Raw genomic sequence first — 16732 nt, forward strand, 5'->3', positions numbered from 1 at the left:
TTATAAATGGATCACCTCGTCGTAGGCTGCTGCGGCAGCTTCCATCACTGCCTCACTCATGGTGGGGTGCGGATGAATGGTCTTCAGCAATTCATGGCCTGTAATCTCAAGTTTACGGGCAACCACCATTTCCGAAATCATCTCGGTTACATTGCCACCAATCATGTGCGCTCCAAGCAATTCGCCATATTTGGCATCAAAAATCAGTTTTACAAAACCATCTTTCTGACCCGCTGCACTGGCTTTGCCCGATGCGGAGTAGGGGAACTTGCCCACTTTAATTTCGTAGCCGGCTTCTTTTGCTTTTTCTTCAGTTAAGCCAACCGACGATACTTCGGGGTTGGTATAGGTACAGCCGGGGATGTTGCTATAATCGACCGGGTCGGGGTTTTTGCCGGCTATTTTTTCAACACAGGTAATTCCTTCGGCCGATGCCACGTGAGCCAGCGCCGGCCCCGAAACAATGTCGCCAATGGCATAAACCCCTTCAACCGTGGTGCGGTAGAATTCATCCACTTTTACCTTGCCGTTTTCGAGTTCCACTCCAAGATCTTCGAGGCCAATCCCTTCAATATTGGGAGCAACACCTACAGCCGATAACACCACTTCAGCTTCTACAACTTCTTCACCTTTTGGTGTCTTTATCGTCACTTTGCATAGCTTGCCCGAGGTGTCGACCTTTTCGACCGACGATTTCAGCAGTACCTTCATTTTGGCTTTTTTAAACGAACGGGCCAGGGCCTGCGACACATCAGCATCTTCATTTGGAACCACATTGGGCAGAAATTCGACCAGTATTACCTCAGTTCCAATGGTATTGTAGAAATTGGCAAACTCACTGCCAATGGCACCCGATCCGACTACCACCATCGATTTGGGTTGCTTTTTCAGCGTCATGGCCTGGCGGTAGCCAATTATTTTTTCGCCATCCTGCTTCAGATTGGGAAGCTCTTTCGAGCGAGCTCCGGTTGCCAGAATGATGTGCTTTGCCTTAATGGTTTTCTTTTTCCCTTTGGCATCTTCCACCTCTACTTCACCGGCTTTTTTTAACTTTCCAAAGCCATTAATTATTTCAATCTTGTTTTTCTTAAAAAGAAACTGTACTCCCTTGCTCATTCCTTCGGCTACTTCGCGGCTGCGTTTTACCATTTTATCGAAATCGGGTTTTACCTCACCCGAGATACTTACTCCGTAGCTGTCGGCATGTAGGGCGTATTCATAGGCCTGCGCACTTTTCAGTAACGATTTGGTTGGAATACAGCCCCAGTTGAGGCACACTCCGCCTACGTTTTCTTTTTCAACTACTCCTACTTTCATGCCTAGTTGCGATGCACGAATGGCAGCAACATACCCACCGGGTCCGCTGCCAATTACGATTAAATCAAAATCCATATCGCGTGATTTTATGTTTTATGTATTCGTTTTATTTTATTTCAAAACGAAAAAACTGCATTTATGTTTACTCGTATTCATTAAATTGCACTTGTGGTAAATATTTTAATTATAAAATCATGTCCGAACTGATAACAAATCATCAACATAGATTTAGTGAACTCTATGATTTTTCGAAGAGCCTGATCGTTCACGCTTCGAGCAATGCACAACAAGTTGAAAAATATGCTCACCTGATCGAAACAGTCGATGCACGTGAAGTGATGCAACTGATTGACCAACTACTGCTCGACGATGTTGGATTTGAACAGGTAAAGAAAAACATTGGTAAGTTAATCAACATTTTCTATAAGTCATTGAATTCGAGGGAAACAATCGACCCGGGTGAGCAGCATTTTCTTCACTACCTGCTCCTTGAAAACCGTTCGGTGAAAGAAATAATGCAGCAAATTAAGCGTGAGCTTAAACAAGTAAAAGGAAAGCCTGAAGCGGAGTTCGATCAATTGAAAAACCTTCTGAAGCGCCTTGAGGCCTATGAACTGCATTACATTAAAAAGGAAAACATTCTCTTTCCATACATCGAAAAAACATTTTCCCAATATCGCTGCCTGCAGCTGATGTGGTCGTTCCACGACGATTATCGTCGTCTGTTGAAGTCGATACTCCGAATGATGGAAGAAAAAGAAGTTCCGCGACAAAGCTTATACAAAGCCCTGGGAGATCTTTTTTTTGTCATTCTGCCCATTATTTTTCGCGAAGAAAAAATCCTCTTTCCTGTGGCGCTTGAAGTAATTCCAAAGCAAGGCTGGGATACCATGCTAGGTGAAGCATCGGAGCTGGGCTGGTGTTATATCGCTCCCCCCCAAACAGCATCAGAACATGAGCCGGATGATTTGGAACAAACCATAAATGGCAAAGTGAATCTGGGCACCGGGGCACTTGATGTGCAGCAACTAATACTGATGCTTGAACACCTTCCTGTTGATATCACCTTTGTGGATGAAAAGGATGAAGTTGCTTATTTTTCAGGAGCGAAACACCGTATTTTCCCCCGTTCAAAGGCCATTATTGGTCGCAAGGTACAAAACTGCCATCCAAAGGAAAGTGTGCACGTGGTAAACGAGATCGTCGAAGCTTTTAGAAAGGGACAGGAAAGCAAGGCCGATTTTTGGATACAAATGCGGGGGAAGTTTATACACATCCGCTACTTTGCCCTTCGCGATGAAGCCGGTAATTACAGAGGGACGATAGAGGTAAGCCAGGATTGTACCGAAATAAGAGGGCTCGAAGGCGAACAACGCCTGCTTAACTGGAAGAAAGGCAGTTGACAAAACCACTGAAATGCTAAAACTTGAGGTCAGACGCTGCTGGTAAGGTTTTTTATCTTAAATTGAATGATTCAAAAAAAACAAGCATAACAAAAGGCTTTCTATGCAGTTGAATAAAATAGCATTCAAGTTTACAATTGTTGCACTGGCAGTGAGTATTCTTTTCATTTTCGTTGCATATAATTACTATAGCAATGAGAAAAAGCGCGTTGAAGAAAGCAAACACGGTGAGCTTAGCGCCATTGGTAAACTGAAAACCGACCAGTATATTCAATGGCACCAGGAGCGCTTATCGGAAGCGCATTTCTTTTCCAAAACCCCAAGTTTTGTAGCAGCGATAATTGCTATATGCGAAGGTGATTCAGGAAGTAGCGAATCCCTTCGCCAATCGTTGTTACACATAATGACTAATAAACGGTATGAAAATATCTTTATTCTTGATACAGCTTTTCAAACTATTTTTAGTGCAGTACCGGCAAAATTGACGCTCGATTCAGCTTCTGTTGAACATTGTAAACAGGTTTTCACTTCGGGGCAATTAAACACACGCGATTACTTCTATTGTCCAATACACAAGAGCATTCATTATGAAATTTTTGCACCAATAAAAGACAATGGCAATAAAACGTTCGCTGTAATGATGTTTAGCATTAACCCCAACGACTACATTTATGCATTACTAAGCGACTGGCCAAATAAAAGTAAAACATCCGAGACCATACTTGTTCGGCAGGAAGGCGACAGCATACGTTATCTCAGTCCGCTCAAGCGAACCGACAACAGTAAGCTGTCCCTCGTCTTCTCAAATGAAGTGATAGAACTCCCCTCGGTTCAGGCTTTTAACCAGGTTTCGGGCTTGTTTCAGGGGCGTGACTATGCCGGTAAAAAGGTACTGGTTGATCTCAGCCTCATCCCGCAAACAAATTATGCGCTGATTAATAAAATCGATGTCGGGGAACTGTATGCCGATTTTAACAAACAAACCATCATGATCATGCTGATTACTGCCTTATCGGTTTTACTGGTTGCATTAATCGTTGCCTGGTTTTATAGTTTACGACAGCGGAGTCTATATCGCAAACTACTGGAGAATAAAAACAAATTGGAGGAAAGAGAAGAACAATACCGACTGATAATGGACAACAGTCTCGATGCAATTCTGCTTACAGCAACCAATGGAAGTATTCTGTCGGCCAACAAAGCCGCTGAACAAATGTTTGGCATGAGTGAGAAAGAAATCTGTGAGCGCGGACGTAATGGTCTGGTCGATTTGAATGATCCCAATTTGAAAACACTCATCAGAGAAAGAGAAATTACAGGTAAAACAAAGGGCGAGCTAACCTTTCTGCACCGTGACGGAACAAAGTTTCCAACCGAAATTACCTCTTCGGTTTTTAAAAGCGCCAGTGGCGAATTGCTAAATGGTCTTATTGTCAGGAATATAAAGGAGAGAAAACACCACGAAAACGTACAAAAAATTCTTTATGAAATTGCCCGTGAATCCATGTTCATCAATACCATCGAAGAGCTTCTGATGAGTGTAAAAGAACAACTTGGAACCGAACTCGATGCAAGTAATTTTTATGTTGCCAGGTATTTAAGTGATAAAAAAATGCTCAAACAGCTGGTTTTTATTAATGAAACTTTTAACTCAGAAGAGTGGCCGATTGAAAATACGCTATCGGGCACGGTGATAAGCAAGGGAGAAAGCTTATTAATTAAAGGAGATCAGATAAATGCCTTCTATAAAACCCGCTTATCGGATCCTGATTTTAAAACTGCCAAATGTTGGCTGGGCGTGCCCCTGAAACAAGAAAACGAAACGGTTGGAATAATGGTTGTTCAAAGCTATTATAACGAAAACGCCTACAATCAGCAACATAAAATCCTGCTCGAGATGATTGCCCATGAACTGGAAATTGTGATGCAGCGAAATAAAATGATCAACGATTTAATAGAAGCCAAAAATAAAGCAGAAGAAAGCGACAGATTAAAATCAGCATTTCTGGCCAATGTGAGCCACGAAATCAGAACTCCAATGAATGGAATCCTGGGATTTTTAGAATTGCTTACATTGCCTGATCTTTCAAGTGATCAAAAAGAAATGTATCTCAACATTATGAATAAAAGCGGGCAACGCCTGCTTGATACCATCAATGATATTATTGAACTTTCGAAAATTGAAGCTGGCCAGCTTATTGTTAACTTCTCTGAAGTAAATGTTGGAGAACTGATGGACTTTCAGTATAATTTCTTTTTGCCTAAAGCCCGTGAAAAAGGTTTGGTATTTGAAATTGAGCAAACAGCCGTAGATGCGGTAACATATGTAACTACTGATAAACATAAAATAAATGGAATTTTTACTAACCTCATCAACAATGCCTTAAAATATTCCGAAGTGGGCATGATTAAATTTGGTTGCTATGTCGAGAACGAATCTTTGGTTTTTTATGTAAAAGACACCGGAATAGGGATCCCCAAAGAAAAACAGCAACTCATTTTTGAACGCTTCAATCAGGTAGATGGTATGCTTACCAGACAAAAGGAAGGGGCCGGCCTGGGCTTATCCATTGTTCAGGCCTACATACATATTATTGGCGGAACAATTTGGCTGGAGTCGGAACTGGGTAAAGGAAGTTGTTTCTTCTTTTCAATCCCCCTTATAAAAAATTAAGCAAACGTTCAACAACTTCATTCCTACTGTTGGCTTTTTGTAGATCACTTTTTGTTAAAAAATGCAAATTACTTGGAAGTTAGTAAACATTAACTAACTTTGTGGCCTAATTGAAATACAGTTTATGCAAACACCACGGCAAATCGAAATAGTTGAAACTGCGCTCGACCTTATAAACGAGAATGGCATACAGGGACTTACCATAAAAAATCTATCGAAGAAAATTGGGATCAGTGAGCCGGCTATTTACCGCCATTATGAAAATAAGGTGGAAATTTTAGTGGCTGTACTCGACTCGTTTGGCAGCCTGATGAAAAGTGTAAAAACAGGGGTAGAAAACGAAAAGGGAAGTCTTTCACAAATTAAAAGCATGTTCCAGGCTTTTTTTAGCGCCTTCAACGACAAACCATCGTTAGTAGCTGTGATTTTTGCTGAAGAATTATTTCGGAATGAGGCGCAACTCACGGAGAAAACTTCTGAAATAATAAAACAGAACATTGAATTTCTGGGCAATATCATCCATAAAGGGGCAGAGCTGAACGAAATTCGTAACGACATTCCGCCCGATCACCTGGCCATCATGGTAATGGGAACGCTCCGTCTTTATGTTAAGCGATGGCAGCTTTCGGGATTTAAATTTAATTTGAATTCAGAAGGTTCAAAATTAATCCAATCAGTCATTGCACTTATTTCTAAATAAATTAAAATCAAATATATGGACATTAAGAAAGTAAAAGAACAGGCAATTGTTGATACACCACACAAAATTGATGTGCGCAGATTGTACGACAAAGATAGTGCACAGGTCATGCACATGACACTACAACCAGGAGAAACGCTGAAGCCTCATATTACCCCCGTCGATGTGTTCTTCTTTATTCTTGAAGGAAGCCCCGACGTAAGGGTGGGAGATGAAACCATTACGGTCGAAGCCAACAGTCTGGTTGACAGCCCAAAGGGAATTATTCACTGCTTGTCGAACAACTCGCAAAGCATTGCACGTATTTTGGTGGTAAAAGCACCAAAGCCTGTTGCTCAAAGCAAATTGTTGTAGGATAGATCAATAATAGTGCTTTAATAACAGGCAGCATCAATCATTTAAATAAAAGCTGAACTCAGGCAATCACCTTCAGCTTTTATTATTTCTTTTTCAGGTTAGTTAATATTAACAAACAAATAGCTTGTATAGCATTAAAACAGAAATTGTATGAAACACCCAAAACGGTATGCAGTACTTACCATTGCGATTACGCTGCTTGTAACAGCCTATTTTTTGAGCGAAATCAGGCACAATGCGCGTATGGAAACCGATCTCGACGAGTACATGCCTAAAACACACCCTTCGTTTGTGTACAGCGATCAGGCCGAAGAATGGTTTAATATTAAAGACGGGATACTAATTGCCCTTGAAAATCAAAATGGTATATACAACCCGCTGACCTTGCAAAAGATTAAGGATATTTCAAAGGCTTTGCAGGACCTGCCCGAGTTTGAAGACAACGATGTAACGTCGCTTTATACTGCCGATAATATTACCGGCTCGGAATTTGGGCTCGAAGTAAATTCGTTTTATAAACGGGTGCCGAAAACGGAAGTGCAGCTGGAGGAATTACGTGACAATGTAAGGGGCAACGACATGGCTTACGGCCGGGTTGTTTCAGCCGATGAGACTGTGGCATTGGTAGTGGCAGGCATGACCGACTCGTTGTTTACCGACTCGTTTTATCAGGAAATAGTAAGTTTTGCAAAAGAATACGAAGGTGACGGCGATAAGGTTTATGTAGCCGGACGTCCCATTGTTGAAGGCACCATGGGCACGCTGGGGCCCAAAGACATGAAAAAAATGGTTCCCATCGTGATTCTTGTCATCACCCTGGTGCTCTTTTTTCTTTTGCGAAGTACAAGGGCTACTTTAACTACCCTGTTTACCGTTTTCGTAAGCACCATTTGGGCTTTTGGATTGATGGCAGCGCTGGGCGTTCCCATTTTTGCCGTATCGACCATGATTCCCGTAATGCTTATTGCCATTGGAGTAGCCTATGGTATTTATTTTTACAATCATCTGAAGCATTATTACCGCGACAACAGCGACGCCGACACCCAAAGAGGTGTTGCTTACGTACTGAAAGTACTATGGAAGCCGCTGATGATGGCTGCCTTTACCACCATGATTGGCTTTATCTCGTTAATCACTTCGCAGGTGTTTCCTATTAAATACTTCGGAATATTTACTGCCTTTGGTATCCTGGTAGCCTTTCTACTTGCTCTTGCTTTCATCCCGGCTGCTGTGCTTTTGTTTGGTTACAAACCCCGTTTCCGAAATTCGGAACAAGCAAGTGAAGGCTATACCAGGATTAATCAGTTTACCGATAAGATGCTTAACAAGCGAAAAGTTGTTTATCTAATTGTTGGTGTTCTGATTGTTGTATCAATTTGGGGAACATCAAAGGTGTGGATCAATTCAAGCTTCCTGTCGAATTTCGAAAAAGACAGTGAAATTGTATTGACCGACAAGTTTGTCAACAGCAAGTTTGGCGGGACTTCCACGCTCAATGTTGTACTCGAAAGTGAACACGCAGGCGTATTTAAGCAACCTCAAAGTTTAGCACTGATCGACGAAATGCAGGCCGAAACCGAACAACTGGCAAAGGTCGGAAACTCCTTTTCGCTGGCCGATTACCTCAAACGGATGAATAAGGTAATGAATGCCGATGATGAAACGTATTATAAGATACCCGAATCGAACGACATGGTTGCACAATACCTTTTGCTCTACGAAATGTCGGGCGATCCTGAGAATCTCACCAAAGTGGTAAATTACGATTACAACCGCACCAACATTACTTTTCAGCTTAAAGGCGACGATTCGAGAACCATCAATGAGGCTTTGGCCGTCATCCAGGAGTATGAAGACCGCTTTGCCGATCAGGGAGTCGAAATGAATTATGCCGGTTCGGGTTACAAAGCACTGGTGTTTACAGGTTTGATTCTTGATGGTCAGATTAAAAGTATTATCCTTTCGTTACTGATTGTGCTGGCGCTGCTCAGCATTATGTTCCGAAGTTTAAAAGCCGGTTTGATCGGGTCACTGCCCATCATCATCACCGCTCTGATCAGCTTTGGGATCATGGGATTGTTTAATATTCCACTGAGCACCACAACAGCCCTGTTATCGAGTATCGCCATTGGTATTGGTATCGACTACGCCATTCACTTTATCCAGCATTATCGCATCAATGTTGCCAGTCTGGAACACCGGCACGATGCCATTCACTTTACCATGAAACAAACGGGAAAAGCCATTCTTTACAATGCAATCGTTGTGATTGCCGGTTTTATGGTTTTGCTTTTTTCGGTATTTCCTCCCAACCGTACGCTGGGGGCTTTGGTCTCGCTCAACATGTTTACAAGTCTGGCCGGAACGCTTACGGTAATGATGATCCTGGTGTATGCCGGCAAATTATTCATGAAGGGGGTAAAGAAAAATAAACAGGAATAAGTTGACAATTGGGAAAAACATATTGTTCATCGCGCTGCTTGTTTGGGCGGCTGATTCGCAGGCACAGCGTATTGATACTGTGCCTGAAGAAGCAATGTTTTTTCAGTCGATAAGGGCTAACCAGGATGAGAGCTATATCACGTTCGGGCAGGGAATAGGAAATTTAGAACCTTTGGTGTTCGAAGCCAGAATCAATCCATATTTCCTGCTTCGAACAAAGGACAATTCAAAATGGGGAGCCACGCTCTCGACCAATATTCTGCTTCGGATGTATGCCGAAGAGTCGTTGCCCGTGCGCTCACCCAGCTACATGCCCAATGTTATTTTTTATCGGCTTATCGATCAAAATATCGAACGTAACAACTATTTGTTTTTAAAAATAAGTCATCATTCAAATGGTCAGGAAGGAAATTTTTTCAACGATGATGGAAGTCTGAATCTTTTTGAGGGAAGTTTTTCAACCAACTACCTTGAGCTTGGACTTTTCTTAAATGAAAAACTGATTCCACCCGGGCATTTTCAGAAATACTTTCGCACATCGTTTGAATACCATTTCAATATTGACAGAAGCCCTGAGCTGGAAGGTATGTATAGTTTCTATCGATGGAATAATGCCTTTCGGATTTTCCGCTTTCCTGTTGGAGGAAACAATCAGTACATACAGTCAAAAATTGAAACAACATGGCTTTTTGGTACTTTAAACGATGCAAATTTGTTTGATCTTTCAAAGCGTCTCAACTTTTCTTTTACGCTCAATTATCACCCGAAGGTATTAACTGATGTTAGCTTATTTGCAAATTTTTACTCAGGAATGGATTATTACAACATGCATTTTTCACGCAGACTCACTGTTTTCAGAATAGGTATACAGGCATTTACATTAAAATAATATTCAATAATTCAAAAGAAACAAAAGATGAAACATTTACTCACAATTTTTACCATACTGCTGATTGCAGGCCAGGGGTTTGCACAACTCAGCGGTGAAGAAATAATGAATAAAGTGTACAACCTTCCAACGGGTAACGACCAGCAGGGACAGTTGACCATGACCCTGACCAACAAAAGTGGGGAACAACGGGTACGCAAGCTCCAGCAGTACATCAAATTGTACGATGGCGACGAGAAGAAAGTAATGTTCTTTTTGGCACCGGCCGATGTGCGAGGTACCTCATTCATGAACTGGAGTTATGCCGATGGTCGCGACGACGACCAATGGATTTATCTGCCGGCATTGCGACGTACAAAACGCATTTCGAGCGATAGCAAGAGCGATTCGTTTATGGGTTCCGATTTTACCTACGACGACCTGGGCGACCGTCATCCATCGGAAGATACCCACCAACTGCTGCGCGAAGAAACCATCGATGGAAAAGCGTGTTACGTGGTTGAAAGTACGCCAAAGGATGAAGCGTATGCTTATTCTAAAATCGTTTCATGGGTATTGAAAGAAAACTTCATGGGAGCAAAGCGTGAATTTTACGATGAAGATGGCGACTTACTGAAAACACTGACCGTTATTAAATACGATAAAGTGGATGGATTCTGGACCATTCTGGAAACCGAGATGAAGAATGTCCAGAAGAACCATAAAACAGAAATGAAGTTCGAAAACATTCAGTTTAACCAGGGAATTCCCGACAGTAAATTCACCGAACGCGGAATGACCCTCGGATCTTAAACCTATTTAATCAGTTAACGAAATGATCATGAAGCAATATAAGTATCTGGTGATTCTGCTTTTTTGGGCGCTGTCGGGCCCTGTTGCGGCACAAGGCTTTGTAAATGCCGACATAACGGGTTATGCACGCAATTACACGGGCGTATTACTGAACGAAACGAAGGATTTCTCGATCGTCCAAAACACACTCAATCTTAATTTCGAAAAAAGGGGAGAGCGTGGTGGTTTTAAGGTAAATCCATACCTGTACCATTACTTCGACCGCGATCTGGAAATCGGGCTGCGCGAAGCCTATCTCGACCTGTATTTTAAAAACCTCGATATCCGGGTCGGAAAACAACAGGTAATATGGGGAAAAGCCGAAGGAGTTTTCATTACCGATGTGGTTTCACCCAAAGATTTGCGTGAGTTCCTATTGCCCGATTTCGATGAAATCAGGACTGGCATCACGGCGGTTAAGCTGAATTATTTCAAGGGAGCTCACAGTATAGAAGCGGTTTGGACTCCGGTTTTTACACCAACACAAATGCCTGAACAAGGATCAATATGGGCACCCGCATTGCCATTTCCGATGAAGCCTGCGTGGGATTATTCGGTTTCAGAAATTAAACCATCGCTCGAAAACAGTGAAGTATTTCTGCGTTATTCGATGATGGGTAGTTCCTTCGACTTTGAATTGATTGGCGGAAACTTCTTTTACGACGATCCGTCGATGTACGTGACCCGCGAAATCGACCCGCAAACGCAACAGCTTACCGGACTTACCGTGAGGCCCGAATACCAGCGGGTAAGCATGGGGGGTGGTAGTTTCAGCCTTCCGCTGGGCGGACTGGTAGTGCGCGGCGAAGGTGCTTACTATAGCGGTCGTCACTTTCAGACCAGCAATCCCATGGTGCCCGGATCAAAAGTTGCCAAAGATAATTTGCACTACATGGCCGGACTCGATTACACATTTGGAGGTGTTCGCATGAGTGCTCAGTTTATTCAGGAATACCTGCTTGATTACGATGATGCATTGAATAACAAGGAGTTTGAAAACACCATGACGGTAATGGCCCGCAAAGATTTTTTCAGGGAAAAATTGTGGTTGGAACTGTTTTCATACATCGGACTGAACAAGGGTGATGCACTCATACGCCCTAAAGCAACTTACTCGCTGAGCGATGGTTTTGAATTGCTGCTTGGCGCCAATTTCTTCGTTGGTGATGAAGGTCGGTTTGGCCAGTATGCCGAAAACGACATGGCATATATGAAGTTGAAATACAATTTTTAGACTGATTACAGGAATTTAAAGCACAGCTCAAATTCTCTTTCTAAGCGATTAAAAGGAAACCCGCAAAATTACGAAGCTAAGCAGTTGATGATCTGTTGCTTCGAATCTTTGCGGGTTTTCTATAACATGCGTAGTATTTATCTTCAAACTATTTAACAAAGAAATAAATTGAATACAACTCTTCATGCTGCTGATCGACCCAGTGTTGTGCTCCAAGACTGGCCGCCTTTTCAATTAAAGGAACAGGCAAAAACGGTGTGATGATTTTCAGAATTTCTCCTTCTTTCAACTGCTTTACGCCTGACAATACCACATGTACCGGGTGTTCTCCGGCATTGAGCATGTCGCGGGTATCGATAATGTCGACGATGCTGGTATAAGTAAACCAATCGGGTTTTTCGGTAACAAAAGTTATTTCGCCATCTTCAGTTGCATCAAGATGATCCTGCCCTGCTGCATGTCGCAACTGATTGACCAATTCTTCAACATTTAGCTTGCCAATTATGGCTGCCTGACCAATGCTTGTAATCTTTGCGACTGTTTTTCTTAATACCGGATTTTTTAATTTTTTGAAAGCCGGTGCCAGCTGAATCAGCAAATCTTCAAGATCGGGATAAGCATCGAGCAGCTCACTGATTTTGGTCTTGGGTGTTATGATTAAATTTTCCATTTTTTCGTTATTTATCGTACGACAAGATGCGACGCTCGCCTTCGAGGGAGCGGGCGTTGGTCAGGTCCTGTGAAACTTCGAGTGTTCCAAGATATTCTCCGTTGTCGTCTCTCAGTGCATAATATTCAATAAGAATGAACTTGCCTTTCATTTGGATCCAGAAGGAAGCCTTTTGTTCCTTTCCTGATTTAAAGTCATCGATGATTTTTTCTACAATGTGCACACTTCCGGGAGGATGACACAGGCGAACATCGCGGTTAATGATTGAGCGGCTTCGGGTAAAAATACGTTCACTGCCCTGGGTGAAATATTTCACCTTGTCGTTTTTATCAACAAAGGTCATATCGACCGGAACGGTATTGAGTATGGCTTTAATTTCCTGAGGGGTAAAACTTCCCGATGGCAGCTGGAGATTTCCACCGGCATTTAGTCCACCAGAAACGATGTTTTCGTTGTCTCCCGAGAGGTCGATTCCTTCGGGTTTCCATTCAACCTGCGGATCGTACAAGGTGAAACCAATTTCGATGGTTTGCTGATGTATGTTCCACCATTCTTCAATGGTAAGGGTGTCCATGGCCATGGGAAAGAGGATGTCTTCTTCCTTTTTAACCATTTCTCTTAGCTCCTTCAGTACCGGAAGAAAAAGTAAATCAAAAGCATCGAGTAGGTCATCTTTTTTCAGGCCGGGTTCACGCAACAACTCGATACAGCCCTTCAGGTGATCGCGTATTTCATCGTGTTTTCCCCACATTACCTTGGGAGGGCCCGTAATTTCGCGCTGCTCGAGATAAGGAAAAACAAGGTATTCCTTGCGCTGATAATGTTTATCAACATCCATCAGTTCGTTGAAACAGCCCTGCAGGGCATACAGCCTGTGGGTGAAGTCTGCATCGTCAAGCTGATGAAGGGTGTTAAGGAGGCCGTAGGTTTTGTCGATTACTTCGTTCAGCGCTTTGTTCTCCTGAATAAAAACATCCAGCGGATGTCCCTGGGGAATGTCCTGTGAACCACTCTGGTCAATGCTTCCATCGAGCACTTCACCATGAATATCGCACAGTTGAAGAACGTCTTCTTCTGGCAGGCCTTCGGCAATCAGTTCCTGTTCTACTTCAACCACTTCGCCATAAGGAATCTGGCTAAGGGTTTCACGCAGTTCTGCTTTTACTTCTCCCGGAGCATAACCTGCATGGAGCTTCAGAATCAGCTCTTTAAGTTTGCTTTTCCGGTATTCAGAATTATTGATGAGTTCGCTCATGATCTTTCCCTTTATTCTTCATATTTTATAACTTCAACCGGACAACTTTCGGCTGCCTCTATAATCGCTTCTTCGTTTGCACCAAAATCTGCACCTTCGATTACTTCAGCTTCATCGGGCATGGTAAAAACGTCGGGAGCTATGCCTTCGCACATTCCACACGAAGTACATCCCTCTTCAATCCATACTTTCTTAATTGCCATATTATTAATTTTTATTTTTATTCAATATAAATAAATAGCGGATGAAAATCAAGCACCTTTGTTACGGTATTTTTTCCGCCATAATAAATAACCGCTCAGCACCACAACTGCTCCACCAAGGCTAATCAGGGGCACAATAAGAATATAAAAATCACCCAGAAGGAAATTAAACAAACGTCCTGTGTGCATCTCGAGTGAGAAATTCCAAAGCGAAATGGTTGATTTGCGGATAATTTGCTCGTTCATGGGCGGCAGTTTGCTTTGATGATAAAGTGGAACAGCTCCCATGTTGTAATCGACCATGTAACGGTTTTGCTGTGAGTCAGTCAGCATGCCTGTAACCATGAACGTTCCGACCGGCCGTCCCGATGGTGCTCCCTGATAGGGTTTACCAGTTACAAAATCGAGCACCATTCCCGATGCCGGCTCCCACAGAAACAAACCACTGAACGAGCCGATCAGATAGGCTTTTTCGTAAGGTTCAAAAACGTTGATTCCCATCACACTTACCGGAGGTTGAAAACGCAGTTTTTCAGGTTTTCTATTCAGATCTTTTAAATAAAACATTCCTTCGGAGGTAGACAGCATCAGGCACTTGTTCGACTGATCGTAAACAAGGTCTCTCAATTTATCGTACCAGGGATTGGGCTGATCGAGATGCGAATATTTTATGGGTTTAACTTCTGAGCGTGCAATGGCTATGAGCACCGGTGGACGCAGGAACATTCCTGTTAAATAGACGATGATCAACAGCCAGAAGGTCCATGCACCTATTTTATTGTGCCACTTCAGCGACCATTTATTCATTCTCGCAAGGCGAAGACTTTTCTTTCCCCTGCGTATTCTGGCAACGATCCAGTCGGGAAAGAAGAAATAAATGATGCCTGTGATCGAAAGGAAGATAGTGACCAGTCCGAGCGCATCGACTACAAGCTGTCCGGGCAAGCCGAAGATTTCACCCGAATGAATCTGCCACATGGTTTCGAATAAACTGATTTTATTTTCAAAGCCTTCGGGTGCTTTCAATTCAATTTTTTCAAAGTGGCTTGCCGGCCCCTCCGATAAGCCCGTAAAAAGATAAGACCGATTGATGGCATAAATGGTATCGTTTAGCCATTCGATGCCGGTAAAGCGCTTCAGATCAACATCAAGTTCAAACTTTGTCCAGCTTTTCTGCTGATAGTCGTAAGCATAAAGTCCGAATTGGCTGGCAGCATACAAATGCCCATCGGGACTTTTGAGTACATCGAAGGTTTTGCGATGATCGTTGCCTTCGGGATAGCCATGATTAAAAGGGCTAAAATTACTCAGCAGGGAATCGGCAAGCCAAATGCCAATGTTGCCATATACCAGGACACTATCGCTGCCAATGGTCACGTTCCCCTTTACTGCACTGTTGTTCCAGTTGCTGTAGGCATATTCATCGGGCAGCCATTTTCGGTTGATCTCCGCACCGGCAAAAAATTCACGGTGATTCATGATGATCCCTGTAATCCCAAAATAAAGCAGGAAGAAAGAAATGATCAGTCCGGGCCAGCGATGTAGTTTTTTATAGGTGCGTTCTCCTCTTTTTCTCTTATCCATTTTTCCCCAATAGATTCAAAACAGCTTCACCTCTGTTGATTTTTCTTGCCAGTGACTGAATACTTTCTGACAGGGCAATTTCCATATACCCATCACGAATTGCTGCATAGCGATGATGTAAAGGACAAGGTTGGGTGTCGCTGCATTTTTGCAAACCGAATCCGCATCGATTAAAAACCGAGAGTCCTTCCATTGTATTGATCACCTGATAGAGACTAAGCTCGTCGGCCGTTTCATCGAAGAAGAAACCTCCTCCGCGACCCTTCAATGAAGCAAGCAGACCATGTTTGGTAAGGGTTTGCAGTATCTTGGCAGTAAACGCCGACGGAGCCTCAATTCCTTTGGCTACTTCAAGAACCCCCGGGCGATGACTGTTCCAGTTTTCAAGCTGGATCATCACCAGGGCTCTTATTGCATATTCAGTACTCTTTGCAAGCATACGGATCGTTTATTTTAGTTCCGACTCCAGAATGGCTGCTTTTTTAAACAACAGATTGTTTTCAAGGTGAATGTGTAGGTGCAAATCTTCCTCAAACTCCTGCAGGGTTTGAAAAGTAACCCGGTAGGTATTACATCCGTCGGACGGAACAGTATAATTATTGGTAAATTTAGCAATTAAGGCGAAACGATCACCTTCGGCCTTATGTTCAGCTTCCATTTGTGCAATGGGTTCGAGTACGCTGTTTACACCAGCTTCCAGTTTAGCACCTTTTTTCTGCAACTGCACCAGTTGATTTACGAAGGGAAAGAGTACCAGTTCTTCCTTTTGCATGTGCATAGTTAAGTTTCCGGCTGTTTGCCCGAAAAGCTCCTGTACATCAAACAGCTCAGGATGATTGGCTCCATGCGCTTCGCACAACTTTTGTAGTTTTGATTGCAGAAATGGGATGGTTTCACGTACATAACTATGGTGACGATCAACAATGAGTTCACAAAGCTTATCGAGTGCCATTTTTTCATACCATGCGGCTTCACGGTCGTTTTGCAGAAGGGTGCTTTCAACTTCAACGATTAACTCCCGTGGATCCAACTGAGCACGATCACATGCCTGGGCAATGCTTTGTCCTCCGCTGCAACAAAAGTCAATACCATATTTCTCAAAAATTCTGGCTGTTTTGAAATTGGCTCTTACAACTTCTCCTACCGATGTATTAATTTGAATTTCCATTTTAT

The 16732-nt window shown here is 42.8% G+C and carries 15 protein-coding genes; 8 read left to right on the top strand and 7 right to left on the bottom strand.

The features are described from left to right. Positions 1-1392 carry a dihydrolipoyl dehydrogenase gene (gene lpdA, locus FHS86_RS02435; RefSeq protein ID WP_429410758.1) on the bottom strand — a complete coding sequence of 464 codons (1392 nt, stop codon included), beginning with the start codon at positions 1390-1392 and terminating at the stop codon, positions 1-3. Between the two features lie 119 nt (positions 1393-1511). On the opposite strand from lpdA, the gene FHS86_RS02440 reads away from it, so the two are divergent. The 8 genes from FHS86_RS02440 to FHS86_RS02475 all read left to right on the top strand — a co-directional run bounded on the left by FHS86_RS02440 (position 1512) and on the right by FHS86_RS02475 (position 11847). Further along, positions 1512-2720, top strand: a complete 1209-nt coding sequence (locus tag FHS86_RS02440) for a DUF438 domain-containing protein (RefSeq protein WP_429410760.1) — start codon at positions 1512-1514, stop codon at positions 2718-2720. A gap of 103 nt (positions 2721-2823) precedes the next feature. Continuing rightward, positions 2824-5394, top strand: a complete 2571-nt coding sequence (locus FHS86_RS02445; RefSeq protein ID WP_429410762.1) for a PAS domain-containing sensor histidine kinase — start codon at positions 2824-2826, stop codon at positions 5392-5394. A gap of 124 nt (positions 5395-5518) precedes the next feature. Further along, on the top strand, positions 5519-6094 hold the full coding sequence (locus tag FHS86_RS02450) for a TetR/AcrR family transcriptional regulator (protein ID WP_429410764.1): 576 nt from the start codon (positions 5519-5521) through the stop codon (positions 6092-6094). Between the two features lie 15 nt (positions 6095-6109). Then, positions 6110-6448 carry a cupin domain-containing protein gene (locus tag FHS86_RS02455; RefSeq protein WP_429410766.1) on the top strand — a complete coding sequence of 113 codons (339 nt, stop codon included), beginning with the start codon at positions 6110-6112 and terminating at the stop codon, positions 6446-6448. A 153-nt stretch (positions 6449-6601) separates the two neighbouring features. Continuing rightward, complete coding sequence (locus FHS86_RS02460; RefSeq protein ID WP_429410768.1) at positions 6602-8893, top strand: efflux RND transporter permease subunit; 2292 nt, start codon at positions 6602-6604, stop codon at positions 8891-8893. Position 8894: 1 nt separating this feature from the next. Beyond that, entirely contained in the window at positions 8895-9782 is an 888-nt protein-coding gene (locus tag FHS86_RS02465) for a hypothetical protein (RefSeq protein ID WP_429410770.1), read from the top strand. 27 nt (positions 9783-9809) lie between these two features. Then, a complete protein-coding gene (locus tag FHS86_RS02470; protein ID WP_429410772.1) occupies positions 9810-10574 on the top strand; it encodes an outer membrane lipoprotein-sorting protein in 765 nt (254 codons plus the stop codon). A gap of 28 nt (positions 10575-10602) precedes the next feature. Next, positions 10603-11847 (top strand): DUF1302 family protein, encoded by a 1245-nt coding sequence (locus tag FHS86_RS02475; protein WP_429410774.1) that lies wholly within the window; start codon positions 10603-10605, stop codon positions 11845-11847. A gap of 148 nt (positions 11848-11995) precedes the next feature. Here FHS86_RS02475 and FHS86_RS02480 read toward each other — a convergent pair whose 3' ends face one another. Genes FHS86_RS02480 through ric form a run of 6 tightly spaced genes read right to left on the bottom strand, consistent with a single transcriptional unit; the run spans position 11996 to position 16727 of the window. Beyond that, positions 11996-12517 (bottom strand): DUF1858 domain-containing protein, encoded by a 522-nt coding sequence (locus FHS86_RS02480; RefSeq protein WP_429410776.1) that lies wholly within the window; start codon positions 12515-12517, stop codon positions 11996-11998. 7 nt (positions 12518-12524) lie between these two features. Beyond that, a complete protein-coding gene (locus FHS86_RS02485; RefSeq protein WP_429410778.1) occupies positions 12525-13772 on the bottom strand; it encodes a DUF438 domain-containing protein in 1248 nt (415 codons plus the stop codon). A gap of 11 nt (positions 13773-13783) precedes the next feature. Then, a complete protein-coding gene (locus tag FHS86_RS02490; RefSeq protein ID WP_429410780.1) occupies positions 13784-13975 on the bottom strand; it encodes a ferredoxin in 192 nt (63 codons plus the stop codon). A 48-nt stretch (positions 13976-14023) separates the two neighbouring features. Next, entirely contained in the window at positions 14024-15559 is a 1536-nt protein-coding gene (locus FHS86_RS02495; RefSeq protein ID WP_429410782.1) for a PepSY domain-containing protein, read from the bottom strand. Continuing rightward, entirely contained in the window at positions 15552-15998 is a 447-nt protein-coding gene (locus tag FHS86_RS02500) for an RrF2 family transcriptional regulator (RefSeq protein WP_429410784.1), read from the bottom strand. The genes FHS86_RS02495 and FHS86_RS02500 overlap by 8 nt, the downstream gene beginning before the upstream one ends. A 9-nt stretch (positions 15999-16007) precedes the next feature. Further along, positions 16008-16727 (bottom strand): iron-sulfur cluster repair di-iron protein, encoded by a 720-nt coding sequence (gene ric / locus FHS86_RS02505; RefSeq protein ID WP_429410786.1) that lies wholly within the window; start codon positions 16725-16727, stop codon positions 16008-16010. Between the last annotated feature and the right edge of the window lie 5 nt (positions 16728-16732).

This window comes from Roseimarinus sediminis (assembly GCF_050433125.1).
GTDB lineage: Bacteria > Bacteroidota > Bacteroidia > Bacteroidales > Prolixibacteraceae > Roseimarinus > Roseimarinus sediminis.

Excerpts from the sequence above, each read along its gene's own strand:
- lpdA (WP_429410758.1), bottom strand. The coding sequence starts at position 1,392 with ATGGATTTTGATTTAATCGTAATTGGCAGCGGACCCGGTGGGTATGTT.
- FHS86_RS02440 (WP_429410760.1), top strand. The coding sequence starts at position 1,512 with ATGTCCGAACTGATAACAAATCATCAACATAGATTTAGTGAACTCTAT.
- FHS86_RS02445 (WP_429410762.1), top strand. The coding sequence starts at position 2,824 with ATGCAGTTGAATAAAATAGCATTCAAGTTTACAATTGTTGCACTGGCA.
- FHS86_RS02450 (WP_429410764.1), top strand. The coding sequence starts at position 5,519 with ATGCAAACACCACGGCAAATCGAAATAGTTGAAACTGCGCTCGACCTT.
- FHS86_RS02455 (WP_429410766.1), top strand. The coding sequence starts at position 6,110 with ATGGACATTAAGAAAGTAAAAGAACAGGCAATTGTTGATACACCACAC.
- FHS86_RS02460 (WP_429410768.1), top strand. The coding sequence starts at position 6,602 with ATGAAACACCCAAAACGGTATGCAGTACTTACCATTGCGATTACGCTG.
- FHS86_RS02470 (WP_429410772.1), top strand. The coding sequence starts at position 9,810 with ATGAAACATTTACTCACAATTTTTACCATACTGCTGATTGCAGGCCAG.
- FHS86_RS02475 (WP_429410774.1), top strand. The coding sequence starts at position 10,603 with ATGAAGCAATATAAGTATCTGGTGATTCTGCTTTTTTGGGCGCTGTCG.
- FHS86_RS02480 (WP_429410776.1), bottom strand. The coding sequence starts at position 12,517 with ATGGAAAATTTAATCATAACACCCAAGACCAAAATCAGTGAGCTGCTC.
- FHS86_RS02485 (WP_429410778.1), bottom strand. The coding sequence starts at position 13,772 with ATGAGCGAACTCATCAATAATTCTGAATACCGGAAAAGCAAACTTAAA.
- FHS86_RS02490 (WP_429410780.1), bottom strand. The coding sequence starts at position 13,975 with ATGGCAATTAAGAAAGTATGGATTGAAGAGGGATGTACTTCGTGTGGA.
- FHS86_RS02495 (WP_429410782.1), bottom strand. The coding sequence starts at position 15,559 with ATGGATAAGAGAAAAAGAGGAGAACGCACCTATAAAAAACTACATCGC.
- FHS86_RS02500 (WP_429410784.1), bottom strand. The coding sequence starts at position 15,998 with ATGCTTGCAAAGAGTACTGAATATGCAATAAGAGCCCTGGTGATGATC.
- ric (WP_429410786.1), bottom strand. The coding sequence starts at position 16,727 with ATGGAAATTCAAATTAATACATCGGTAGGAGAAGTTGTAAGAGCCAAT.